Source organism: Exiguobacterium sp. H66 (assembly GCF_018618705.1).
GTDB lineage: Bacteria > Bacillota > Bacilli > Exiguobacteriales > Exiguobacteriaceae > Exiguobacterium_A > Exiguobacterium_A oxidotolerans.
Genome location: NZ_JACSMQ010000004.1, coordinates 16,313 through 41,703, shown reverse-complemented (window position 1 = coordinate 41,703; position 25,391 = coordinate 16,313). Strand labels below are relative to the sequence as shown.

26 protein-coding genes and 1 pseudogene are annotated in these 25,391 nt (G+C 46.7%); 2 read left to right on the top strand and 25 right to left on the bottom strand.

Annotated features, from left to right (window positions below; all coding sequences use genetic code 11):
- Window positions 1-25 precede the first annotated feature (25 nt).
- The gene (locus KNP88_RS08155) at window positions 26-268 is read left to right on the top strand and encodes a hypothetical protein (protein ID WP_214893170.1); all 243 of its coding nucleotides are present in this window, start codon (window positions 26-28) and stop codon (window positions 266-268) included.
- 69 nt (window positions 269-337) lie between these two features.
- Here the strand turns inward: KNP88_RS08155 and KNP88_RS08150 are convergent, their stop codons facing one another.
- From KNP88_RS08150 to KNP88_RS08045, 22 genes and pseudogenes are all read right to left on the bottom strand, one after another.
- On the bottom strand, window positions 338-1,177 hold the full coding sequence (locus tag KNP88_RS08150; protein ID WP_214893169.1) for a DUF4352 domain-containing protein: 840 nt from the start codon (window positions 1,175-1,177) through the stop codon (window positions 338-340).
- Between the two features lie 187 nt (window positions 1,178-1,364).
- Window positions 1,365-2,255: pseudogene (locus KNP88_RS08145) on the bottom strand (aldo/keto reductase).
- Between the two features lie 162 nt (window positions 2,256-2,417).
- Window positions 2,418-3,011: a DUF4230 domain-containing protein gene (locus tag KNP88_RS08140; protein ID WP_214893168.1), complete on the bottom strand. Its 594-nt coding sequence runs from the start codon at window positions 3,009-3,011 to the stop codon at window positions 2,418-2,420.
- Between the two features lie 111 nt (window positions 3,012-3,122).
- Window positions 3,123-3,605 carry a hypothetical protein gene (locus KNP88_RS08135; protein WP_214893167.1) on the bottom strand — a complete coding sequence of 161 codons (483 nt, stop codon included), beginning with the start codon at window positions 3,603-3,605 and terminating at the stop codon, window positions 3,123-3,125.
- Window positions 3,606-4,000: 395 nt separating this feature from the next.
- Window positions 4,001-4,480, bottom strand: a complete 480-nt coding sequence (rlmH, locus tag KNP88_RS08130) for a 23S rRNA (pseudouridine(1915)-N(3))-methyltransferase RlmH (RefSeq protein WP_012371884.1) — start codon at window positions 4,478-4,480, stop codon at window positions 4,001-4,003.
- Window positions 4,481-4,552: 72 nt separating this feature from the next.
- A complete protein-coding gene (locus KNP88_RS08125) occupies window positions 4,553-4,714 on the bottom strand; it encodes a CxxH/CxxC protein (protein WP_084157652.1) in 162 nt (53 codons plus the stop codon).
- 357 nt (window positions 4,715-5,071) lie between these two features.
- Window positions 5,072-6,367: a S1C family serine protease gene (locus KNP88_RS08120; RefSeq protein WP_088838294.1), complete on the bottom strand. Its 1,296-nt coding sequence runs from the start codon at window positions 6,365-6,367 to the stop codon at window positions 5,072-5,074.
- Window positions 6,368-6,474: 107 nt separating this feature from the next.
- The gene (locus tag KNP88_RS08115; RefSeq protein WP_214893166.1) at window positions 6,475-7,266 is read right to left on the bottom strand and encodes an MBL fold metallo-hydrolase; all 792 of its coding nucleotides are present in this window, start codon (window positions 7,264-7,266) and stop codon (window positions 6,475-6,477) included.
- Between the two features lie 10 nt (window positions 7,267-7,276).
- Window positions 7,277-8,113 (bottom strand): two-component system regulatory protein YycI, encoded by an 837-nt coding sequence (locus tag KNP88_RS08110; RefSeq protein WP_088838295.1) that lies wholly within the window; start codon window positions 8,111-8,113, stop codon window positions 7,277-7,279.
- 6 nt (window positions 8,114-8,119) lie between these two features.
- Entirely contained in the window at window positions 8,120-9,436 is a 1,317-nt protein-coding gene (locus KNP88_RS08105; protein WP_088838296.1) for a YycH family regulatory protein, read from the bottom strand.
- Window positions 9,433-11,280, bottom strand: coding sequence for a cell wall metabolism sensor histidine kinase WalK (gene walK, locus KNP88_RS08100; RefSeq protein WP_029332155.1), 1,848 nt, complete (start codon window positions 11,278-11,280; stop codon window positions 9,433-9,435). The genes KNP88_RS08105 and walK overlap by 4 nt, the downstream gene beginning before the upstream one ends.
- 2 nt (window positions 11,281-11,282) lie before the next feature.
- Window positions 11,283-11,990 carry a response regulator YycF gene (gene yycF / locus KNP88_RS08095; protein WP_088838297.1) on the bottom strand — a complete coding sequence of 236 codons (708 nt, stop codon included), beginning with the start codon at window positions 11,988-11,990 and terminating at the stop codon, window positions 11,283-11,285.
- 248 nt (window positions 11,991-12,238) lie between these two features.
- The gene (locus KNP88_RS08090) at window positions 12,239-13,531 is read right to left on the bottom strand and encodes an adenylosuccinate synthase (protein WP_029332157.1); all 1,293 of its coding nucleotides are present in this window, start codon (window positions 13,529-13,531) and stop codon (window positions 12,239-12,241) included.
- Between the two features lie 939 nt (window positions 13,532-14,470).
- On the bottom strand, window positions 14,471-15,823 hold the full coding sequence (gene dnaB / locus KNP88_RS08085) for a replicative DNA helicase (protein WP_029332158.1): 1,353 nt from the start codon (window positions 15,821-15,823) through the stop codon (window positions 14,471-14,473).
- Window positions 15,824-15,842: 19 nt separating this feature from the next.
- Window positions 15,843-16,286, bottom strand: a complete 444-nt coding sequence (rplI, locus tag KNP88_RS08080) for a 50S ribosomal protein L9 (RefSeq protein WP_029332159.1) — start codon at window positions 16,284-16,286, stop codon at window positions 15,843-15,845.
- Complete coding sequence (locus tag KNP88_RS08075) at window positions 16,283-18,268, bottom strand: DHH family phosphoesterase (protein ID WP_088838298.1); 1,986 nt, start codon at window positions 18,266-18,268, stop codon at window positions 16,283-16,285. Before KNP88_RS08075 ends, rplI begins: the two co-directional genes overlap by 4 nt.
- A 129-nt stretch (window positions 18,269-18,397) precedes the next feature.
- The gene (rpsR, locus tag KNP88_RS08070) at window positions 18,398-18,628 is read right to left on the bottom strand and encodes a 30S ribosomal protein S18 (protein ID WP_012371896.1); all 231 of its coding nucleotides are present in this window, start codon (window positions 18,626-18,628) and stop codon (window positions 18,398-18,400) included.
- Between the two features lie 48 nt (window positions 18,629-18,676).
- Entirely contained in the window at window positions 18,677-19,204 is a 528-nt protein-coding gene (locus tag KNP88_RS08065) for a single-stranded DNA-binding protein (RefSeq protein ID WP_029332161.1), read from the bottom strand.
- A gap of 23 nt (window positions 19,205-19,227) precedes the next feature.
- Window positions 19,228-19,515 (bottom strand): 30S ribosomal protein S6, encoded by a 288-nt coding sequence (rpsF, locus tag KNP88_RS08060; protein ID WP_012371898.1) that lies wholly within the window; start codon window positions 19,513-19,515, stop codon window positions 19,228-19,230.
- Between the two features lie 123 nt (window positions 19,516-19,638).
- Window positions 19,639-20,739: a redox-regulated ATPase YchF gene (ychF, locus tag KNP88_RS08055; protein WP_029332162.1), complete on the bottom strand. Its 1,101-nt coding sequence runs from the start codon at window positions 20,737-20,739 to the stop codon at window positions 19,639-19,641.
- A gap of 279 nt (window positions 20,740-21,018) precedes the next feature.
- Window positions 21,019-21,207 carry a DUF951 domain-containing protein gene (locus KNP88_RS08050; RefSeq protein WP_012371900.1) on the bottom strand — a complete coding sequence of 63 codons (189 nt, stop codon included), beginning with the start codon at window positions 21,205-21,207 and terminating at the stop codon, window positions 21,019-21,021.
- A complete protein-coding gene (locus KNP88_RS08045; RefSeq protein ID WP_214893165.1) occupies window positions 21,179-22,111 on the bottom strand; it encodes a mechanosensitive ion channel family protein in 933 nt (310 codons plus the stop codon). The genes KNP88_RS08050 and KNP88_RS08045 overlap by 29 nt, the downstream gene beginning before the upstream one ends.
- A 186-nt stretch (window positions 22,112-22,297) precedes the next feature.
- Here KNP88_RS08045 and yyaC point away from each other — a divergent pair, with 186 nt between their 5' ends.
- Window positions 22,298-22,915 (top strand): spore protease YyaC, encoded by a 618-nt coding sequence (gene yyaC, locus KNP88_RS08040; protein WP_214893164.1) that lies wholly within the window; start codon window positions 22,298-22,300, stop codon window positions 22,913-22,915.
- Window positions 22,916-22,983: 68 nt separating this feature from the next.
- On the opposite strand, the gene KNP88_RS08035 is transcribed toward yyaC, so the two are convergent.
- The 3 genes from KNP88_RS08035 to rsmG are packed head-to-tail and all read right to left on the bottom strand — an operon-like array spanning window position 22,984 to window position 25,390.
- Window positions 22,984-23,748, bottom strand: a complete 765-nt coding sequence (locus KNP88_RS08035) for a ParB/RepB/Spo0J family partition protein (RefSeq protein ID WP_214893163.1) — start codon at window positions 23,746-23,748, stop codon at window positions 22,984-22,986.
- Window positions 23,749-23,788: 40 nt separating this feature from the next.
- Window positions 23,789-24,625, bottom strand: coding sequence for a nucleoid occlusion protein (noc, locus tag KNP88_RS08030; protein WP_088838302.1), 837 nt, complete (start codon window positions 24,623-24,625; stop codon window positions 23,789-23,791).
- 48 nt (window positions 24,626-24,673) lie between these two features.
- Complete coding sequence (gene rsmG, locus KNP88_RS08025) at window positions 24,674-25,390, bottom strand: 16S rRNA (guanine(527)-N(7))-methyltransferase RsmG (RefSeq protein ID WP_088838303.1); 717 nt, start codon at window positions 25,388-25,390, stop codon at window positions 24,674-24,676.
- Window position 25,391 lies beyond the last annotated feature (1 nt).

The following is a 25,391-nucleotide window of genomic DNA, read 5'->3' as shown; positions in this document are numbered from 1 at the left end:
CAAGTTATCCGGAAGGACTGATTCGATGGAAACGAAAACCTCTACGTTTACCGCCACACACGGCGTGATGACGAATGAAGTCGGCGTCATCAGCGGCGAACTGGAATTACGGACGACATGCCAGGAAGACGGCACACTCGAACTCGCCATTTCCTACGTCGGTTCAACCGATGTTTACACGCTACCCGGCAAGGATTACCAGCTGCATGATGTCCGCGACCACGAAGTCGTGCACCGGATGTTGGCGGCAGTGCTTGAGCGCGCTTAACAATATATAAAAGCAGCTAAGACGAAGGGTCACGTCTTAGCTGCTTTTAATTTTTAAAAAAAAACTCTATTAATCTATAGATACTTCAAAGATATATGGTTTGAAATCTAAATCATAGTTATCTGAAGATGCTTCAACATTTAATTTAATTGTATTTCCGCTTAAATCAATTGCCGGATAAACAATTACTCCCTCAGTTTCTATACTAGGTAAAATCTCATATTGAATTTGCTGAAGTCCAGTTGTTTCAGAATCAACATATTCTTCTTCTAATTGCTTATTTCCGACAATTAATTTTGCCGAATCAGAATAAAACGACGCTTTCTCTTTTGTATCATTCTTAATTTTCATATAGACTCTCGTTTGATTGTTAGCAATCTCAATTTTTTGTAAAGTAATTTTTATATCGTGCTGATTGATCTCTTTATCAACTTTAATTTCTTTTAAAGTAGGAGAAACGGCTGTTAAATAATCAACTACTTCAATATTTTTAGCCAAAATGACTGGTGCTGTTATTGTTCCCCCAAAAGCATTTTCTCCTTTAAATTCGTCCTTAACTATACCTTTTACTTTTACATAATCATCTGTCTTAACTTTAAATTTCGAATCATTTATAGCTACTAATGTATTTTTTTCAGCATTTTCTGGATCAGCCCAAAGCTGAATGTATGTACCTTTTTCGTCCTTTTCTGGTTCAGCAAACACTTTCCCGGTTATTTCCACTTCATACCCTTTATATTTTTTAGGATCACTATATAATTTCTCATAATCCTCTGTATCTAACTTCCCTTTAGTTTTTACTTCCTCTGTTTTCTCATTAACATTAGAAGATGAGGATTCGTTATCACCACACGCTCCAAGTATCACCGTAGTAAAAATTAGACTAGCAGCTACAACTATTTTTTTCACGTTAAAAATACCTCCCTTAGTAAATATATATAACAAATTTACCATATTTTTAACTTTTATCGACCTTTAATTTATTTTTTATCACCAAAAAATATTAATACTATATGTTGTGTTTTATTATTTTAGACAATTTAACATCTACTGAAATTTATTAAGTTGAGGATATCATTAACGATAATAAATCTATTTACCACGGCAACTTCGCATTTTTTATCTGATTCTCCCATAACCCCCGCATCTCTTCGAGGACATGCCTCGGCAACTCGCCTTCGGATGCAGACAGGTTGTGCTGCAGTTGTTTACTGTTTTTAGCTCCAGGAATCGTCGTCGCTACTTCTTCGTACGAAAGAATGTACTGTAATGCCGCCTGCACCATCGACGGGTCTTGACCGAGAATGCGGCGTACAGTTTCGACTAACGCCGCTCTTTTCTCGATATCTTCGCTGCTCCAGCGATTCCGAATTCCACTGAATGTACTATGTCGATTATATTTTCCCGTTAACCAACCCGAATCCAGCGGAATCTTAGCAATGATTCCGACTCCTTGTTGATGGGCTGATTTCATCGCCAGCGCCGTCTCCTGATGAAACATATTGAACATGACTTCAATGACTTGGCTGTTTGTACGATCCAAGAGTTCTTTCACTTCTTTTCCCGTATCGACCGAAGCACCTAAGGCCCGAATTTTACCTACCGTTTTTAATCGTTCGAGTAATTCAAACTGTGGAGATTCACTCGTCAATGTCGCGAACGAAGGGTTATGCAGTAAAAGACAATCCAGATAGTCTGTTTGTAATCGACGTAGGCTGTTTTCGACTGATAACAAGAGCTGTTTCGGTTCAAAATTCTGTTCTCCATTTGAATGATGTCAACACTTACTGCTGATCACGACTTGATTCCGTTTTCCTTTGACCTCTTTCCCGATTAATTCTTCACCTTTTCCTGCTCCGTAATTAGGTGCCGTGTCAAAAAAGGTACATTCTTCATCGATTGCTTGTTCGACTAAACGTACCGCATCCGCATCGGCCATTTTCCCCCAATCTTTTTCATTGCCTAACTGCCATGCACCGAAACCGATTTCCGAGACTTCGATTCCGGTATTCCCTAATAATCATGTTTTCATTTTCTACCCGCCCTTCTCCGTTTTAGGATCTTGTCCAGTAAGTTCCTCCGTTATGTTATTTCTATGCACAGCGCATAAAAAAGACGGCCATCCACATGACCGTCTTGTATCATTCATTCAGTAAAATTCAACCGTCACATCGTTATACCCATTTGTTTTAAGGAAAGAGGTTAATAGTTTTTTGATTCGTTCATCTGCTTCTTTCAAAAAACCCTGCTCGATTTTTTCCTCTTCAATTTTTCTTTTTTCTTTATTAATGTCATCGAAAATCTGCTGGGATTGATAGTCAGAAAAAATATTCCCTTTGACATCCGTTACCTTGGCTGTATCTGTATCCGCTACATTATCAAGAATCGTCGCATTCGGAACCTTAACGTATAATTGCTTTGCTGTTTCATCATAAGATAACTGTAATTTCGAAAGGTCCGTTCCCGCTTTTAAATAACCATCATATTCAATTAGTTTGATTGCCTCTGCTAGCTTCATGTCGGTGAACGGTACCTTTTTACTGCTTCGACTGACTATGACCTTGCTGTATTCATATTTCAAAGTAGTCCATTCCGATAATTCTACTAACCGTTCTTTTACAAGAGCAGTGTCAGAGCTTTTAGTCGTAGAAAAGAGAGAAGGTTTGAAATAGAAAACGGCTCCCGCACCAATCACTCCGAGAATTAATAAAACAACAAACATATTCATGATTAGTTTCTTCATCTGTAAAATCTCCTTAAGTCTGTATCATTACACTCCTGGCATAGAGAATATGTCAAAATTTCGTTAAAAAGAGTTGATGTGATTGCAAGACATCATACCCCCCCTTGAGTTTTACACTTCTTGATACTGATTAGACTCCATTGCTCGTTTACATACCGCATAACACTCTTCGATGTGTGCATTTCCTAAGTATTTCATCGCACCGAAGCTGATTCCGGCCGAGACGGCCTGGCCCACAAAGGGAACGTACTTCGTGACCTGTTTGATTGCCATTTTAGCTCCCATTTTTTTCAGTAACTGTGCCACTACTGTTTTTGTAATGTACTTACCGACTAGTTCACTGCCGACGGAAGAAATGATAATCGCAAGTCTTCCTTTTATCTCAGAATCGAGCTGATCAATCTGTTCCGGGGATAATCCAAACTTACGGTTAATTGCAGGAAGAAGTTCCATCATGATGACAACATCCGCTCCGACATCTGCCCCGGGAATCGGCACGACCGCTGCTGCGGCTGAAGCCGATGCTCGTTTATTCACCATTGCGTTACACTCTGCTTTAATACGATCTAACTCTGAAATAGAAATAGGTAACATGTTATTTCCCCCGGTCCTTAAATTAATTTCTATACTAATAAAAGATAGAATTTCATAATAAGTATCGGTTTCATTCCTTAATTTTACAATGGTTTTTTATTATTTACTGTCAATAGTGATTTATTCGTAATACCTCAAACCTTACGAACATAATGCTTATAAAAAAAGATTACTTGCTAACTACTATGTAACAGTCGCTGCTCATTTTTTTATTCAGAGGTATCATACTGATGTATCTTTCCGCTCATTCACTGCCGTTTCTAAAACGTACTCTTTTAAATTTTCCTTCTTTGTTTCAATAATGACTACATACTACATACTACATACTACATACATAAGAAAGACCATCTGAAACGCTTCTTAACGTTTGAAATGGTCTTTCTTATCAACTCTATTCACTTATGATACGGTTCATTCCGATTAATCCGATACGCCCGGTAAATCTGCTCACAGAGAATCATCTTCATCAATTGATGCGGAAACGTCATCTTCGAGAAGGAAATCGTATCGTTCGCCCGTTGCATGACTTCCGGTGCAAGACCAAGCGATCCGCCGATGACAAACGCGATTTTACTTTTGCCGTACGTCGCCAGTCGATCGAGTTCTGTCGCAAACTGTTCACTCGTCCGTTGCTTTCCTTCGATAGCAAGTGCGTAGACATGAACGTCCGGTCCAATCTTCGCTAAAATCCGTTCGCCCTCTTTTTTCTTCACTTGTTGCATCTCGGCGTCACTCAATTGTTCCGGTGCTTTTTCGTCCGGCACCTCGATTTCTTGAATCGAACAATAGGCGCCAAGCCGTTTCGTATATTCGGCAATCCCTTGCTTCAAGTACTTCTCTTTCAGCTTTCCGACCGTGATAATGGTAATTTGCATCATTTTTCTCGCTTTCTGACAGAAAATTCAGGAGTTATCCACAGAGTTATCCACATGTCCACATGTTGATAATTATTTTTTGCTTGACACAAGATATGTTGCGGGCTGATCACAGTACTCGCATGTGACGGTTTTTTCTGAATTAACTTCTTCCAAAATCGGGTATTCTTCCGTTTCATCGACGACTTCGTCCAGTGCTAACTCGACGTGTTCCAAACAGACATATTTATCCACAGGTCTTCTCCTCCTTTTTAGTTATCCACAGTTATCCGCTACCAGTATAACAAAAATCGGCTTCTTCAACCGCTTAAAAGTTATCCACATGCTTGGTATTCTCGCTGCTTTTCGTTTCATGATTAAGCTGCTGCTCATCGTGTCGGCTGCACGCGACTCCTACAGGAAAAAGCACGGATCGTCCGTGCTGTCAGAGGAAAACGAGACCCTGGCATCTGCCGTCAGGCAAGAAGCCAACGGCTCGTTCCTCGCCTGAGGAAAGCGCGTGACAGCACATCACGATGACTCTTTCTCTTTCTTTCATATGCCCAAACAAAAAAACTACCCGTACATGTACGAGTAGTTAATCTGAATCTGTTATTGCACCGTCGCCGCTTGTGCCGACAACTTCACATCAAGGGACTGTTTATCCCCATTCCGGTAGAACGTCACTTTGACGGTCTGTCCGACTTTCGCATCACGGTACAGGACACTCTTGAGATCTGCGAATGAATTAATCTTTGTCCCGTCGATTTCGACGATGACGTCATTTGCTTTCATCCCTGCTTTTTCTGCTCCACTGTTGTTTGTCAGACCGACGACGACGATTCCTTTCGTCACGTCACTCGGCAGTTTCAGGCGGTCCTCACGGTAGCCGCTCGGGAACTCCTGGACGTCCCGAATCTGAATCCCGAGTTGCGGGCGAATGACCTCACCGTTCTGTTCGAGGTCACGCATGATTGGTAACGCTTCGTTGATCGGAATCGCAAAACCGACACCTTCGACGCTTGCTTCCGCAATCTTCATCGAGTTGATTCCGATCAATTGACCGGACGTATTGATCAATGCGCCGCCCGAGTTCCCGGGGTTGATCGCCGCATCCGTCTGAATCACTTCCGTGTTGAAGTCCTGCTGGCCGTCCTTGTTCGTATCGACCGGCACCGTCCGTTCCTGGGCACTGATGACACCACGTGTGACCGAGTTTGCGAAGATTCCGAGCGGGTTGCCGATCGCGAGGACCGTTTCACCGGCACGTAACGTATCGGAGTCACCGATTTTCGCGACCTGTGTCACTTTTGCTGCATCGATGGATAAGACGGCTAAATCATACGTCGGATCTTCGCCGAGGACTTTCGCTTCGAGCGCCGTTCCGTCTGATAACGTGACCGACAAGCTGCTTGCCCCTTCAACGACGTGATAGTTCGTCACGACATAGGCTTTATTGCCATCTTTTTTATAGATGACGCCGGAACCAGCTCCTGTCTCTTGATCCGCACCGCGGAATGAACTTTGTAAGTTCGTCACACTGACGACGGCTTCTTTCGTTTTACTGACGGCACCGACGATATCATTCTCGGCTTCCGTCGCTGTCGTCGCTGCCTGTTCCGTCGTCACCGTCGCGGCTGGTGTCGGACTTGTCATTTGATCACGGGCAAAGGGCCAGGCGATCAAGGCAATCAGTAAGGCGCCGATGACGCCGCCGATTAAGCCGACAAAAAATGCTTTACCACCGCCACCACGCTTACGTGGAGGTTCGTCTGTTTCTTCATATGGTTCACGATAAGGACTGACCGGTTCTTCTTCAGTCGGTCGGCGCGGTGGAAATCCGCTCTCCTCATCGGTCGATTGATTGATCTGTTCCGATTCATTCCGTGGTTCTTCAGGTCGATCCATCGGCACATGCCTCCTTCTTAAACTCTCTTTACACAAGTATACCCCCATCACCTGGCAAGTTAGCCAAATGTGGGGGTCTTTTGAGCATATTCAGTAATTTCCCATAATCAGAGCTTCAGGAGTGGTGTCGGAATGACGGGATCGGTATCAAGCAATTGAATCTTGCTGAGGTCGACGTCCCGGCTCGCCAGTGTCTGGGAGACACTCATCCGGGCCAGTTCCTTCATGTTGTTGTCCTTGCTCAAATGGGCCATATGGATCCGTTTCGTCCGCTCGTCGAGTACTTCGCTCATCGCGACCGCCGCGTCTTCGTTCGAGACGTGACCGTAGTCGCCAAGGATTCGGCGTTTAACGCTCCACGGGTAGTGCCCCATCTGGAGCATCCCGATATCATGATTCGCTTCGAAGATGTAGGCATCGGCACCACGGATCGTCCCTTTCATCCGGTCCGAGACATAGCCCGTATCCGTAATGTGGGCGAGTCGTTTCCCTTCATGGGCGAACTGGAAGAACATCGGATCGGCTGCGTCATGGCTGACGTTAAACGATTCGACTTCGATATCACCGAACTGTTTCACTTCGCCGACTTCCCAGAGGAACTTCAAGGCGGGATCAATCTTGCCGATTTTTGCTTCCATCGCGTCCCATGTCTTTTGGTTCGCATAGAGCGGGATGTTGTACTTGCGGGCTAAGATGCCGACCCCTTTAATATGATCCGAGTGTTCATGGGTGACGAACAGCCCATCGATGCCTTCCGGTGACCGGTGAATCTGGTCGAACAATGCAAGCATCGCTTTTCCTGTCAATCCGGCATCGACGAGCAGCCGGCTTTGTTCACTTTCGATGTAGAGGGCATTTCCCGTCGAGCCGCTCGCAAGAACGCTATAGTGTAGGCTCATCGTGTATTCCTCATTTCTCTGAAACTGTATCGAGGCGTTCGATCGTCTGAACACCCCCGTCAATCGCGTTGACGAAATAAAGTTCTTCCCCGTCGAGTTCAATCTGCCACGTCGGCGGTAAAATCTGGACCGATTTTGTCCCTTCCGTCACAAGACAGAAATAGCCAAGCTTATGGCCTGTCATTTTTTTCGAGGCCGGGAAAAGACCTTGCTCCGACAATTGGATGACGGCTTCGCTCGCTGACAACAACGTCACGTCCTGTGCTTGGCGGACGACTTCGTTCAAGTGACGTTGCTTATAGCTGACGATTTCCTTGTCATCGTTCAGCTGCAGGACGAGCAGGGACGGACCAATCATCGCCTCATCGTCCCGTGATTGCTCCGGTGTCGAATACAGCGGTTGTCCTTTATACGTCTGCACGAACGTCATTTCATTTTGTTTATTATCAAACTTCCAAAACGTGTAGTCTGAACCGTGATTAACGGACGACTGGACGAATGAAGTCGCCGAGTCGCGCATCGCTTTTGCGTCGAGCGGTGACGGCTTCGACAACCGAACAGACCATTCGACCTGATTTTTGACTGATGTGATTGCATCTTTAATCGGTGAGCTCTCTTTTGGTGCCAGTGAGCTCGAATCGACTTCTGCCGTCAAATAACCGATGTCGCGAGACGCGGTCTGCAGTTGTTTTTCGTCAATCTTCCGATCTTTCAAAATCGTCTTTCCGGACGCCGTCGTCGCGACGATCCGTGGTTCAATCATCCGATCCATCAATTGAACGACCAGGTAGACGTTCAGGATGAGGAAAGTCAGAATCAACAACGTCTTTGCTTTACTCCAATCCATTCAACATTACCCCTCATTTCCAATTGCTTGATCGACTGTGCTCCATTCTCCGTCCCGTTTGACGAACCATGCCGGTTCAAACAGGGCGTAGCGACTCGTCGCGATTTTGTACGTCATGCTGTAGCCGACTCGAATTCCGGTGATGTCCTGCATAAGGTCTGCTTGCTCCAGCTCTTTCACCGTCTGTTCAATCGTCGGTAACGTCGTTTCCTTTAACAAAAGTTTCCGGTCTGCCCGTAACATGCTCCGGCTGATCGACCGGATTTGATTTTCTTCGAACGTCATCTTAATCGTCGCTAAATCAAATTCTGGTTGTTCGAGCAACGGGCCAATTTCGCCGAAGACCGGATAACGATTCAAATAGAGACGGAAGATTGCCGTTTGTTGCTCTTCTTGACTACTCATTTGATCGAAGTAATAACGGAAGCCACTGCGTTGCGTGACTTGGTCGAGCCAGCCCCCATGAATATTGATGTAGCTGACGAGCGTACTGTAATCGACTGCCGTACTTTGTGTATTCGGTGACAGCGTGTTGAAACGATAGGCATTGTAATCCCGGTCATACGTCGAGACGCTGACCCCATCCGTCAACACGTCGAGTCCGTCTCGTCCCTTGATTTGCTGCACATTCGTATTCGCTGTGAAGAACGCACTGCGGATCCGGTCGAGTGGTTTCGGGTCCTGTCCGACTTCGTCATAGACAAACACTTCTTCAAGACGAGGGGTCGCTGTTGCGACGTACGTGTAGTCACCGCCTTTGAGCTCGACCTTCGTCATCGGTTTTTTCTTATCGTAGGCAAAGAGGCGTTTTAAGACTGTCTCGTCGCCGACCAATTGAAAGTCTTTAAAGCGACCAGTCGCTGACTCGAGCCGAAGAATCGGTCCGTCATAATCGAGCAGATAGAGCCGTTTAATCGGTTCAGCCATCGCAATCTCTTTTTCACCGAGTAGTTCTTCAAGCATCGCTGCCGTGACCGGTGTCGGGAAAATCATCTCGACACTCCGTTTGCTGAGCGGGATGTTTGACGCTTTATCTGTCAAGACGAGGACACCGATATCAAACGAAGCACCAATCCGGTTCAAAATCGTCCGCCCGATGATTTGTGTCTGATAGGCTTCCACGCCATTCGAATAGACGACGAGTTCGGGATTAACGAGCTGATTACTCTCAACCGTCTTTGAAGCATCAATCTCATTAAACGATACTTGTTCCTGCTCGATCGATTCACTACTTGGATGATATGTCCAAAGCATTGCCGTCTGAAAAATAGAACCACATACAAGTAGAATCAGCAGGGTCGTTTTCAGTCGTTGCTTCATCATCCGGCATCCACCTCTTCAATCACTTCATAAGGAAGGGTAAAGTAAATCGTCGTACCACGTCCCCATTCACTTTCTGCCCAAATGTCGCCGCCATGTGCCGAAACGACATCTTTCGCGATCGAGAGACCGAGACCTGTCCCACCAATCTTCCGTGCCCGTGCCTTATCGACACGATAGAAACGTTCGAAGATTTTTTGCAGGTTCGCTTTCGGAATCCCGACTCCCTCATCCTTGATGCTGATGACGATCCGTTTCGCCCGTAACATCGTCCGGACGGTAATCGTTCCGCCTTCCGGTGAATACTTGATCGCATTCGTCAAAATGTTATCGGCAACTTGAATCAACTTATCCTGGTCCCCACGAATATAAACTTTCCGTTTCATGATTTTCCGGCGGAAGCGAATCCGCTCCGGTTTTGTCATGTCATGACGATCGAGAATTTCATTAATGAACTGGATATAGTCGAAGCGCACTTTATTCATCTTGTATTCCTTACTATCCATTTTCGACAGTTGCAGGAGGTCTGTGACGAGACGAATCATCCGCTCCGTCTCATTTTGTGTCGTCTCAAGGAAGCGTGGTGCCAGTTCTTCGTCTTGATAGGCCCCTTCTGCGAGTGCTTCGAGATAACTCCGCATCGTCGTCAATGGAGTCCGGAGTTCGTGACTGACGTTCGCGACGAACTCGCGGCGGTCCTGTTCGACTTGCTCTTGTTCCGTGACGTCATGCAAGACGATGATCATTCCGGTAATCGGTCCACTGTGTTTCTTGACGGGCGAGAAGAACGCCCGGACGAGGAACAGTTCATCCTCACTACTGAAATCAAGCAAGCGTGGTGGCATTGTTCCGTCTTCCGGAATCATAAAGTCATCCCCGAGTGCGAGCAAATCCTTCAGATTCGTTCCGACCATGCCTGCCTCTTCAACGCCGACGATGTCTTTCGCCTGATCGTTCATCAAGATGACACGGAGCGTCCGGTCCGTTGCGATCACACCGTCCGTCATGTTTTCGAGGACGCTCGTCAACTTCCGTCGTTCCGCTTCCGTCGTCGCGTTTGCTTCGAGCAACTCGTCGGTCAATTCGTTGAACGACCGGGCTAGCTGTCCGATTTCGTCATCGGAATAGACTTTTACTTTCCGGGAGAAGTTCCCCCGGCGCATCTCAATCGCTTGCCGACGCATGTCGGAAATCGGTCGCGTGATCGTTCGAGATAACAGCACCCCGAGAATCGACGTGATGACAAGTGCAATCACTGTTCCCGTCGCTAGAATGCGGGTGACCTGTTGCATCTGTGAATAGATCGACTCCATCGATGCCCGGACATAAATCATCCCGATCGTCGAACCATCACCTTCTGACGTGACAGGTACGGCGAAGATTCGGATTTTATCTTCATTCGGATCAAGGACGGTATCGATTCGGGTCGAACTCGTCGCCTGTGCTTTTTTGATTAACGAGTTTGTCGCCCGTTGCCCAACCGCCGACTGGTTGTCCTCATCCGACGTCGCTTGAATGACAGAATCCTGATCGATGATTTGGACTTCGAGAATGTCGTTCCTTGAAGTGGAGCCACTACTAAACTCAGACAGCAGCTGCCCAAGAGACTCAGACAACTGCCGTTTAGAGGCTTCATCATCGCCTGCCTTATCAAATTCCTTCCCGACATTGTAAGCTACAAGTCCGGCTCGGTCCTCGACAGATTTTGAGAAGTTTGTAATGTACTGCTTTTCAAGGGAACGAACGAAATAGACTCCAATGACTTGCATCGCGACTAAAATCAGTAACGCGTAAATGACGACAAGTTTCCACTGGATGGATTTAAAGAAGTTCGTTCCTTTTAACATAGTTATTCATTCTCCCCATCTTGGAGATAATAACCGACACCACGACGTGTCATGATATAAATGGGTGTACTCGGGTTGTCTTCGACTTTCTCACGTAGACGGCGTACCGTCACATCGACCGTCCGAACGTCGCCGAAGTAATCATAGCCCCAGACTGTCTGAAGAAGATGTTCGCGCGTCATGACTTGTCCGATGTTCTTCGCTAAATAATGCAACAGTTCGAATTCACGTTGTGTGAGTTCGATTTTTTCTTCACGCTTCGTGACCGTATGCGAATTCAAATGAATCGTCAACTCACCAATCGTAATATCATCAGGGTCATCACTGACTGGTTTTTCATCACGTCCTCGTTTTCGCATGTTCGCTTTGACACGTGCGAGTAGCTCGCGTGAACTAAACGGTTTCGTTACGTAATCGTCCGCACCGAGTTCCAGTCCGAGTACTTTATCGATTTCTGAGTCTTTTGCCGTCAACATGATGATGGGTGTCTCAAGTGTTTTTCGGACTTCACGACAGACTTCCATCCCATCCATTAAAGGCAGCATGATGTCGAGCAAGATCAAGTCTGGTTTGAATTCCTCGACCTTCTCAAGTGCTTCAACGCCATCATTGGCAACAGCGACGCTGTAACCTTCTTTTTCAAGTTTAAATTTTAATATATCCGCAATCGGTTGTTCGTCGTCGACGACGAGTATTCTACGTTCCGTCAATGGGTGTTCCCCCTTAAAAAATTTCTATTCAATCTATTTTACCTGTTTTTTCGGCATATAGAAAGGTGGCGACGGAAACTACCGACGCCACACCTCTACCATTCAACCGATTTCATGTGGAACGTTCCACGTGAAACATTACTTTTAGTATACGCTCTTATCCTTTTGTTTGTGAATTATTTCGCTTATCAAAAGATATAAAAAAACAGGTGCGGCACCGATTGATGCCACGCCTGTTTGTATTCGACTTATGCTTCTTCGTAAAGATCACGAAGGACGACTGTCTGCTCGCGACCTGGTCCGACCGAAAACGTGACGAGTGAAATGTTCGTCAAATCTGCGATTCGTTTTACGTAGTTTTGCGCATTGATTGGAAGGTCTTCAAACTTACGAATCCCTGTAATATCTTCTTTCCAACCCGGTAACTCTTCGTAGACCGGGACACACGCTTCAAGATCACGGAAGCTTGCTGGGTACTCATCGATTTGTTTTCCGTTGAATTCGTACGATGTACAAATCTTCAACGTTTCAATTCCCGTCAAGACATCGATCGAGTTCAAGGACAGGTCTGTCAAACCACTCGTCCGACGTGAGTGACGAACGACAACCGAGTCGAACCAACCGACGCGACGCGGACGACCTGTCGTCGTACCATATTCGCGACCGACTTCACGGATGTGATGACCGATTTCATCGAACAATTCCGTTGGGAACGGACCATCACCAACACGTGACGTATAGGCCTTACAGACACCGACGACGTGGTCGATCCGGGCAGGACCGACACCGACACCTGACGCGACGCCACCCGCTGAAGCATTTGATGATGTGACGAACGGATACGTTCCGTGGTCGAGATCGAGCAAGACACCTTGCGCTCCTTCGAACAACACTTTTTCCCCTTTATCGAGGCTATCGTTGACGACGACTGATGTATCGCAGACATACTTCGCGAATTCTTGACCATACGCGTAGTATTCTTCAAAGATATCATCAAAGGCAATCGGCTCTGCGTCGTACATTTTCGTAAACATCCGGTTCTTCTGTTCAAGCACGATTTGAAGTTTTTCAGCGAACGTTTCTTTATCGAGTAAGTCTGCCATCCGAATCCCGATCCGTGCTGCTTTATCCATGTAGCACGGTCCGATTCCTTTCAGCGTCGTTCCGACTTTCGCGTCGCCTTTTGCTTCTTCTTCGAGCTGATCTTGCAATTGATGGTATGGCAAGATAACATGAGCACGATTTGAAATTAATAAGTTATCCGTAGAAACACCACGATCGTGCAGATACTTTAATTCCTTGACGAGCGATTTCGGATTGACGACTAGGCCATTTCCGATGACACATTTCTTGTCTGAGTAAAAGATCCCTGAAGGAATCAAGTGTAACTTATACGTCTCATTATTGAATACGATTGTATGTCCTGCATTGTCCCCACCTTGATAACGAGCGACGACATCGGCTTTTTTCGAAAGGAAATCGGTAATTTTACCTTTCCCTTCGTCGCCCCACTGTGTTCCGACTACTACTACTGATGACATATTCTCATCCACCTCCACGTACGATTCAAAACCACGACTAAGTGTAACGCGGAAAAAAACAGAAGTCAATCAAATACCGAACAATTAATTAATGTATTTCTGTTTCGTTCGTTTAATTACTCCTTTCTGGTTCCTTTTTTCCTTTACTTTCAAGATATCGAAACATAATGATTCTTCCCGATGACTTCGTTTGTCCAAATCGTTATGCTTCCTTTATGTGCTTTACTCTCGTCTTGTTTATCAAAATCGGGGGCTAGGCTACAGATACACTACTATTTAAATCTTCTACATACGCCCGCCGCGCTTTTCCTCTGCGAATCGACTTCTGAGCGGCAATCCCTTGCGCCGCTTCGCTTCGCTGCAGGGTCGCGCCTGATTGCTGTTCGCTCAAAAGCGATTCAATTCGGAACGCGCGACTCAACAAATCGATCCTCAATAATCCATACGACCCGCTACACAGGACAACCGTTTTACTTCTCGTGACTCCTACGGGAAAAAGCACAAGACGTCTTGTGCTGTCAGAGGCAGGCAAGACCCTGCTCCGTGTTCGTCAGAACAAAGGGGCAACGGCTTGCGCCTCGCCCGAGGAAAGCACGAGAAGAAAGACACGGTTGTCAGCTCACCTCGTTCATAAAACACGCTACCCACATGCTTCGCTTTTCGTGACTCCTACGGGAAAAAGCACAAGACGTCTTGTGCTGTCAGAGGCAGGCAAGACCCTGCTTCGTGTTCGTCAGAACGAAGGGGTAACGGCTTGCGCCTCGCCCGAGGAAAGCACGAGAAGAAAGACACGGTTGTCAGAAAGCAGAAAGCAAAAAGCAAAAAGCCCCGTTCACAACATTGAATTTATCTTGTCCGCACGTGAACTAAACTAACACCCTAGTCATGATTTTCTACAAACAAAAACACCCCGACCTGGTTAGATCGAGGTGTTGCTTGTTACGCCGGTGGAGCATACGAATTACTCGGCTCAAGATCGACGAATTTATTAAATTCTTTCCGGAAAGCGAGTTTAACCGTACCGGTCGGACCATTCCGCTGTTTCGCGATGATGATTTCGATCGTATTCGCATCTTCCGTTTCTTTGTTGTAGTAATCGTCCCGGTATAAGAAGGCGACGATATCCGCATCTTGCTCAATCGCCCCTGATTCCCGGATATCCGACATCATCGGTCGTTTATCTTGACGACTCTCCACACCACGCGAGAGCTGCGATAAGGCGATGACGGGCACTTCGAGTTCACGTGCGAGCGACTTTAAGGAACGGGAAATCTCCGAGACTTCCTGCTGACGGTTGTCGCTTGAGCGACCGTTCCCTTGAATCAACTGCAAGTAATCAATCATGATCATGCCGAGACCGTGCTCTTGCTTTAAGCGACGACACTTCGCCCGGATATCATTGACACGAATCCCTGGCGTATCATCGATGTAAATCCCTGCTTGCGACAAACTACTCATCGCGAGCGACAGTTTACCCCAATCTTCATCTTCGAGTTGCCCCGTCCGGAGACGTTGCGCATCGACGTTGCCTTCTGCACAGAGCATCCGCATGACGAGTTGTTCCGCACCCATCTCAAGACTAAAGATGGCAACATTCTCGTCGGCACGGGTGGCGACGTTTTGCGAGATGTTCAAGGCGAATGCCGTCTTCCCGACAGACGGACGGGCGGCGACGATGATTAAATCGTTACGCTGGAACCCGGCCGTCACTTGATCGAGGTCGCGGAAGCCGGTCGGAATCCCGGTCGTTTCACCGCTTTGCTTATGCAATTTATCAATCGTCGCATACGCGCTCGTCAAGACGTCAGAAATCGGGATAAAGCTTGCGCTCCCCTTGCCTTGCGATACTTCAAGAATCTTCCGTTCTGCCTCATTCAGCAGGACGTCGACTTCATTTTGTCGTTCGTACCCGTCTGTGACGATTTCATTCGCTGTCCGGATTAAACGGCGGAGCGTTGATTTTTGGTCGACGACATTGACGTAATAATTGATATTCGCTGCTGTCGGGACACCTTCCGCAAGCTCACCGAGATAGGCAAGCCCGCCGATTTCTTCTAAGACACCGAGCGTGCTCAGTTCTGCCGTGACTGTGACAAGATCGATTGCTTCGCCACGGTCCGACAACACGAGCATCGCTTCAAAAATCCGTTGGTGTGCCGCCCGATAAAAATCGTGTGGCAATAATCGTTCGGACGCACTGATCAATCGATCAGCATCAATCATGATCGCCCCAAGGACGGCTTGTTCCGCCTCGATACTTTGGGGTGGCGTATTTTGCATTACATCACTCATCACCGATCCCCTTTTCTAATCACGCTTCTTTGACCTGAACGTTTAGCGTCGCTGTGACTTCATTGTGCAGTTTTAACGGCACTTTCGTGAATCCGAGGGCTTTGATCGGGTGCTCGAGCTCGATTTTACGTTTGTCGATTTTGTAACCCATGCTCTTCAATGCTTCTGCAATTTGTTTACTCGTGACTGAACCGAAGACACGGCCGCCTTCGCCCGCTTTCGTCGAAACGACAATCGTTTCTTTTTCAATCTTCTCTTTTAACGCTTCCGCGTCGAGCAATGCTTGTTTCGCTTGCTCTGCTGCTTTACGTTCATGTGCTTCATGTTGTTTTAAGTTCCCTGTTGTCGCGGGACGCGCTAATTTCTTTTTGAATAACACATTGTTCGCGTATGCATCTGCGACTTCTTTCACGTCTCCTGCTTTACCTTGTCCTTTAACGTCTTGCAATAAAATAACTTTCATTCGATTTCCTCTCCTTTTGTTTCATCTTCTAGATAACGATCGATTGCTTGTCTTAATTCATCCGCGACCGTGATGATCGATTCCGCCATCTGCGTCGCCGCATTCGTTAAGTGACCACCGCCACCTAACGTCTCCATGATTAACTGGACATTGACCTCACCGAGCGACCGGGCACTGATTGCCGTCCGGCCATCTTGGAGCTCAGCGATGACGAAGGCGGCACGGATTCCTTGTAAGGATAACAGTTGATCCGCTGTTTGGGCGATCAAGACTTGATCATGGATGACCCCCGGCTCCGCTGTCGCGATCGCCATACCGGCCTTATAGATTTCCGTCCGCTCGAGAATATGCGATTGCTCGACATACGTCTCGAGGTTTTGACTAAGGAACTCTTGGACGAGGACCGTGTCTGCGCCTTGCGAACGCAAGTAGGAGGCCGCATCAAACGTCCGCGAGCCTGTCCGGATCGTAAAGCCTTTCGTGTCGACGATGATTCCTGCAAGTAACGCCGTCGCTTCAAGCATTGACAGCTTTTCGTTCGTCGGTTGGTATTCAATCAACTCTGTGACGAGTTCTGACGTCGAAGATGCATATGGTTCAAGATAGACGAGCACCGGCTCCTCGATGAAATCTTCTCCGCGACGATGATGATCGATGACGACCATTCGTTCGAACTGATCCAGTAATGCCGGAACGACGACAAGCGACGGTTTATGCGTGTCGACGATAATCAATAACGCTTGATCGTCGACGAGTTGCTCAGCTTGGAACGAATTGATGAAACGCGACTCCAGTTTCTCGTCTTCACTGATTTCCGACATCATCCGTCGAATCCCTTGACCGATTTCTGCATCCGGTAATACGATATGCGCTTCCTTATCGTTCATCTCGGCAAGCTTGAGAATACCAATCGATGCTCCAAGTGAATCCATGTCAGGATTTCGATGACCCATGACGAGGATTCGACTCGATTCCTGCATCAAGTCACGCAACGAATTGGCGATGACCCGTGCCCGGACACGCGTCCGTTTTTCTGTCGGATTCGTTTTCCCACCATAAAAGCGGACTTTTCCGTCACGTTTGATGACGACCTGGTCACCTCCGCGTCCGAGTGCTAAGTCAAGACTCGACTGCGCCATCTGACCGAGAACAGGTATCGCGTCACTGCCACAGCCAATTCCGATCGACAGCGTTAATTGCACCCCACGTTGACTCGTCTCGTCTCGGACAATGTCTAAGATGGAAAACTTCGTCCGCTCAAGAATCCGTAGATTCTCTTCTGTCGTCACGACAAAGTACCGGTCTGAGGCGGTACGTTTTATATAGGTGCCGTGATCCGCCGCCCAATGATTCAATAACTGGGTGACCCGACTATTTAATTCACTTCTTAATTGATCTTCAATCCCTTGCGTCATCTCATCATAGTTATCGAGATAAATGACGCCGATGACGGTTTGATTGTCGACAAGTTGTTGTTCAACTTGCGCCTCTTCTGTCATATCAAATAGATAGAACGTCCGATTTTCACGATTCGAGAAGACACGATAGACGGACTCACCAATCTCAAGTGTCGCTTGATCTTCATCCGTCGCCATCATTTCAACGAACAAGGGATCGAGATCGAGTAACAGATGCCCCATCGCCAAGTCGTCGAAGATTTCACGCATCGGATCATTGAACCATGTGACGTGCGTTTCCTCATCATATAGTAAGATTCCAATCGGCATATTCGTCAAAGCATCTTGCCCTGTATCCTCGACTTGAATCGATATTCTTTCGACATATGCTTCCCAGGACTTTCGTGCCCGCTGCTCTTCTAATAGATGAAGGACAAAAAGAACAGTCGTCACGAACGCACCAATTGCTGCGATGATTGGATTACTAATTGCGACGACGAGAAGTAGACCGACGATTAATAGATACGGAACGAAGCGAACAACCCGCCGTTCCCGTTCTGATGATACTTGTTGACCTGACTCCATCGCGTCCTCCTTAAATACTTCTAATTAAAAATTCGTTAACTTGTTTATTATAACCGAAAAATAGGACCGGTTGAAAGCGAAGCGAAAAAAAGCGCCCTTCCTTCGAAAAGGAAAAGCGCTTCACCGTAATCAGTCAGCTACGTATGGGATTAAAGCCATTTGACGTGAACGTTTGATTGCGATTGTAAGTGGACGTTGGTATTTCGCTGAAGTACCAGTCACACGACGTGGAAGAATCTTACCGCGTTCCGAAATGAAACGTTTGAGAAGTTCTACGTCTTTATAATCGATATGAGTGATGTGGTTCGACGTGAAGTAACATACTTTACGACGACGTTTTCCACCTGGACGACGTGCCATGTGATTAACCTCCTTTTTAGAGTAAATTTTTCAGTCCAACGTTCCCGATTAGAATGGGAGATCGTCGTCTGAAAGATCGATCGAACTTCCACCGCTGAACGGATCAGCGCCGAAGCCCGAGTTCGATGAAGATGAAGCGGGTGCTGGCGAGGAAGAGTTGTTCTGCTGTTGCTGTGAACCCCATCCTGCAGCATTCCCGTTTCCACCTGTATTTGAATTTGAAGAATAGCTGTCACTATCTGAAGAACGGCTTGCATTGCGTGATTCTAGGAATCGAACACTATCCGCGACGACTTCAGCACGATATCGACGTTGACCCTCTTTATCGTCATAACTGCTAATCTGTAGGCGACCCTCGACACCTGCGAGGCTACCTTTTTTCAAATACTGAGCAACGTTCTCTGCTTGCTTGCGCCATACGACGCAATCGATGAAATCAGCTTCTCGCTTCCCATCTTGTCCCGTAAATGGACGGTCACATGCGAGTGTGAATCGCGTTACCGCAATCCCGCTCTGCGTATAACGCATTTCAGGGTCACGAGTTAACCGACCGACTAAAACGACGCGGTTAATCATCAGAATCACTCTCCTGTTTCAGCTTATTTCTCGTCTTTTGTGATCATTAAGCGAACGATATCGTCACTGATCTTCATGAGACGGTCAAGTTCTTTAGTAGCTGCTGGTTCAGCAGTCACGTTAAGAAGAACATAGAATCCTTCACGCATATCATTGATTTCGTAAGCGAAACGACGTTTACCCATTTCAGTTGTTTTTTCAACTGTACCACCGTTGTCAGTGAGGACTTTGTTGAAACGCTCAACTAGAGCTTTTCGTGCTTCCTCATCAACTTCCGGACGGATGATGTAAAGTACTTCGTATTTACGCATATCTGTCACCTCCTCTTGGACTGGCGGCTCGATTCATCGAGCAAGGAGCAATAATTCATTACTCACATTTGTTAATACTATCAAAGTATTTTGGTTTATGCAATAACGATTCGTTCGCTCCGCTTAAACGTTGAAGCGGAATGTGACAACATCGCCATCTTGGAAGACATATTCTTTACCTTCAGAACGGTAACGTCCTTGTTCTTTGACTGTCGCCATGTTTCCAGCTGCTGCTAAGTCATCGTATGCGACAACTTCAGCACGGATGAATCCACGTTCGAAGTCAGAGTGGATGACACCGGCACATTGTGGTGCTTTCATCCCTTTTTTGAACGTCCAGGCACGAACTTCTTTTTCGCCCGCTGTGAAGTATGTCGCGAGACCGAGCGTGTTATAGGCTGCATGGATCAATTGATCGAGACCTGACTCTTCGATTCCGAGGTCAACGAGGAACTCTTGACGTTCTTCCGGTTCGAGTTCAGCGATTTCTTCTTCGATCCGGGCACAGATGATGATAACTTCCGCGCCTTCTTTTGCTGCAAACTCACGCACGAGACGAACGTTTTCGTTACTGTCTGCATCCGCGACTTCATCTTCACCGACGTTTGCGACATAAAGCATCGGTTTCATCGTCAACAATTGGAAGTGTTTCACGATTGCCGCTTGATCTTCGTTTAATTCCGCAAGACGTGCTGGTTTTTCGTCTTCGAGCAATGCGAGGACGATCTCAAGTGCTTCGAGTTCGCCTGCTGCGTTTTTATCACGTGACTTAACTTGTTTTTGGACACGTTGGATCCGTTTTTCAACCAATTCGAGATCGGCCAAAATCAACTCGAGGTTGATTGTTTCGATATCATCGATCGGTGATACTTTACCTGAGACGTGTGTGATGTTTTCGTCGACGAAACAACGGACGACCTGACAAATCGCATCGACTTCACGAATGTTTGCTAAGAATTTATTTCCTAATCCTTCACCCTTTGACGCGCCTTTAACGATTCCGGCGATATCCGTGAATTCGAATGCTGTCGGGATGGTCTTCTTCGGGTTGACGAGTTCTGTCAATTTACGAAGACGTGCATCGGGTACTTCGACGACACCTACGTTCGGATCGATTGTTGCGAACGGATAGTTCGCCGCCTCGACACCTGCTTGAGTAATTGCGTTAAAAAGTGTTGATTTTCCTACGTTTGGTAAGCCAACGATTCCTGCTGTTAATCCCACTTGGAATTCCTCCTTTTCGGTATTTCCTAGGAAATCCGTGCTAGCGGCCGCAGTGGGTAGATTGATTACACCACGTCAGCACATCTTTCACAATTATAGATAGTTCAATTTTTTTAAGCAAGGAGATGGGAATTCTTTTTTAAAGAGTTTGCTAATTCACCTAGCCGCTTAATCAAAACTTAGACTTCTCCTTAACCTTTTTTCCACCATTAGCGTTCTGCTTTGTAATTAAAAAAGACCGAAGCACCTATTAAGCGCTTCGGTCGTATTTGATAAAACTCATTCTGGTAAGACTTTTTTTAACCGCTTATCAAAATCGCGCCGTGGCATTAAGATGCTTGCCCCACAACCTTGACATTTGATGCGGATGTCCATGCCGACACGAATGATTTGCCACCGGTTCGTTCCGCATGGATGTTGTTTCTTCATTTCGACATAATCATGGAGATTGTACGTTTTTGGCATCATTGATTTGTTCACCATTCCCTTGATCTGTAGTGTTCATCATGACCATATGCGGGTACGGAATCTGGATTCCTTCCGCTTCGAGACCTTGTTTGAATTCTTTACGCATCAAACGGCCCGCTTGAAAATGTTGCATCGGTGGTACTTCTGCCATCATGCGGTACGCAACGCCAGAAGAATCAAGCATTTGGACACCGAGTATTTGAATCGGTTCAATGAACATATCGGCATATTTCTTCGTCGTCGCTTCCGAGATGTCGTTCAGGATCGTCTCGACCCGATCGAGATCCTCTTCATACGGAACTTGGACATCGACTAAGGCAAAACTGTTATCGACCGAGAAGTTCGTCACTTGCAGGATTTGCCCGTTCGGAACGATATGAATCTCGCCCGTCAGACCTTTCAGCTTCGTCGTCCGAATACCAAGCTCGATGACAATCCCTTCAATCACGCCGACGCGGACATAATCACCGACTTTGAACTGCCGTTCGAAGATGATGAAGGCACCTGTGATGATATCTTGAACCAGGTTTTTCGCACCAAACGAAATGGCGAGACCGGCAATCCCTGCACTGGCGACGAGCCCTGTGATGTTGATCCCGAATTGACTGAGCACGGTCAGTAACATGACAATTCCGAGGACGTAGCGAATCGCATTTTGTAACAATTTGAGTAACGTCTCGTTTTGTCGTTGCGCTAAATAATCATGCTCGTTGATTTTTCGAATCGTAAACAAACGGGCGACTGCTCCCGTCATGATCCGTGTCAGGATATAAAATCCGGCAATGATGATTAACGCAATTGTCACCTTGAGTCCAAACCGAATCCACATTTCTGTGTCCGTTACTTGCGCAATTAACTTATCGACCTGGGCGACTGATTCTTTCACATCTTGATTGGTAGCCATTCTCTTCATCCTTTCATTTCTCTCTATTACGACAGTATACGTGATTTTAAATCAGTTTCAACTTAAAGAACCGATTTCGACGTTAGTTTTCTTGAAAAACCGGGAAAGGAAAATCATTACAGAACACCTTCACTCTCGCCAATACACCATGACGTAGACACCTAGAGAAGAAAGGATGATCTAGAGATGAACTTCCGCTTTCATTCACATGAGCCAAAGCCCTATTCTTTCTTTTTAGAGCATACAGAGCCGTTTGCGAAAGAACGATTAGCTGAACAATTACACGAGCAAGTCGCTGCGACGAAAGAAACACGTCCTGTCGTTCTCGTTTGTATCGGTTCCGATCGTTCGACGGGGGATTCCCTCGGTCCACTCGTCGGTACATTCCTCGAAAAATCCCGTCCCGCTCATATGCATGTGTATGGCACATTAGCCAAACCGGTTCATGCCTTAAATTTAGCTGAAACACTTCACTCGATTCAAACGACCCATTACAAGCCACTCGTCATCGCCATCGATGCTTGTCTCGGACGCTTATCGAGCGTCGGTCATGTCTTTTTCTCGGAAGGTCCTCTCGCACCCGGAGCCGGTGTCCAAAAAGAATTGCCTGCTGTTGGTGACTTCAACATCAAAGCCGTCGTCAACGTCAGTGGATTCATGGAAATGATGATTTTGCAAAATACCCGACTCCATCTCGTCTATGAATTAGCTGAACTTGTTGCCGACAGCTTCGCCTTACTCGATGCGAAACTGGCAGTGGAAACAAAACGAACGACGATTTCCTTTACGCCCCGTTCGATTTAAACAGCACACACTACAATTAAAATAAGGACAAGCGAATCCTTACGACTCGCTTGTCCTTATTTTTTTTGTCATTCTTCTTCCGGCAACAAAATCTCAAGTATCCGATTTAAATCCTCTTCGTCCATAAAATCGATTTCTAGTTTCCCTGCCTGCTTCGTCGTCTTGATTCGAACACTGGCCCCGATCCGCTCCCGTAACGCGTCTTCAATAAAATGAAGTTCAGTCGTCTGTTCAGAAACATGCCGCTTTTGCTTACGTTCGCGGAGCTCTTGCTCAAGACGACGGACATTCCAATTCTCCGTGATGACGCGTTCCGCCATCCGCTCGATTTTTTGCGGGTTTTTTAAAGCGAGCAAGGCACGTGCATGCCCCATCGATAAACGTTCTTCCATGACTGCTTGTTGGACGAGTGGCGGTAACTGCAACAAGCGTAGACTGTTCGTGATGTGCGAACGGCTTTTTCCGACACGGCTCGCAAGTTCTGCTTGCGTCACCTCAAACTCTTCCAACATCTCGGCATACGCCATCGCTTCTTCAATCGCACTTAAATCAGCGCGCTGAATGTTTTCAATCAAGGCAAGCTCCATCATCCGCGTATCATTGGCCTTGATGATTAAGACGGGTACATGAACGAATCCGACTTGTTTTGCTGCCTGATACCGGCGTTCCCCGGCGACGATTTCGTAAAATCCATCACGTGGTCGAACGACGATCGGTTGAATCATCCCGTGCTGCCGTAAAGAATGTGCTAATTCTTGTAATGCTTTTTCATTAAACTGTTTGCGCGGCTGACCTGGATTCGGTCGAATCGCCCGCAGGGGTATCTCATTCACATGAATCTCTCCTAAACGTAGCGGAAGGCACGACCGCAGTTTACGGACGTGCCTTCACGATGCGAATTCGCACCTCGACATATTCTTCACAATCTACTTCTTCTTTTTCGACGGTCAATCCTGTCCGCTCAATCATGTCGACTGAATCACGTAGTGTATTCAACGCGATCCGTGTATCCCGTGCAAAACTTTTATGTCGCTTTTTCGGCTTTTTCGGTGTCAGTAGACGCTCGACACGCTGTTCCGTTTCTTTGACATTCCATTCGCGTTCCATGATTTCCGCTAAGACTGAGATTTGAAGATCTGCATCCTTTAAAGGCAACAAGGCGCGCGCGTGACGTTCCGTGATTGTCCGTTGCTTCAATGCCTCGCGAATTTCAGCTGGCAAACGCAACAGACGTAACTTGTTCGCAATCGTCGACTGACTGCGTCCTAGTTTACGTGCTAAAACTTCTTGCGTAATGTGTTGCATCGCAAGCAATCGTTCATATGCTTCTGCTTCTTCGATTGGAGTCAGTTCTTCCCGTTGTAGATTCTCAATCAATGCGAGTGCAGCTGTCGTTTCATCGGTCATTTCCTTGATAATTGCGGGAATCGTTTCCCACCCAAGTGATTGAACCGCTCGAAAACGACGCTCACCTGCGATGATTTCATAACCTAGCCCCTGTTTTCGTACTACGATTGGCTGTAGTAACCCATGTTCTTCAATCGTCATCGCCAATTCTTCAATCCGCTCCCCATCAAAAATCGTTCGGGGTTGGAATTGATTGGCAACAAGCTCTGTCAGCTTTAGCTCCTGAAGCGTGTCTCGGGGATCAAGCTCAAGCGGGACAGGCTGTCCCCCTTTACCAAGCAGTTTAGCAATTGCATTTTTCACGTTCGCGCACCTCACCTTTATCAGTCATCGTTTCACGTGAAACGGTGTTTAACTCAGTGGATCTTTAGCCGGTGTTCCCGCCTTACGCGGATATTTCCCGGGTGTTAATCGTTTTTTATCTACAATAACGATATTACGCTCACTTTCCTCACCTGGCAATTGGAACTGGAAACTTTCCCGTAAATTACCACCAAGTACTTTGAGTGCCGTTGCGCCTTCTTCTAACTCTTGCCCTAACTTCGCTGCCTTCAAGGCAACAAACTGTCCGCCGACTTTCGCGAGTGGCAAACAGTATTCTGCAAGGACTGACATGCGGGCGACAGCGCGTGCCGTCACGACATCAAAGTGTTCCCGGAACTGTTTGTTTTTACCGAACTCTTCGGCCCGACCATGATGGAACGCGACACCTTCAAGTTCAAGTTCTGTCGCGAGCATGTTCAAGAAGCCGATTCGTTTATTCAGTGAATCGATGATCGTGACTTTTAAGTGCGGGAACATGATTTTAATCGGGAGGCTCGGGAAACCGGCACCGGCTCCGACATCACAAACGGTTTCGACTTCTGTGAAATCAAAGTAGAAAGCCGCTGTGATCGAATCATAAAAGTGTTTCAAATAAACATCTTCTTTATCCGTGATCGCCGTCAGGTTCATTTTTTCATTCCATTCGACGAGCAGTTCATAGTAGCGTTTGAACTGGTGTAATTGTTGTTCTGAGACGTCGAGACCTTGCTCGGCTAAAGCCGTTACGAATTGCTGTTCGTTCATG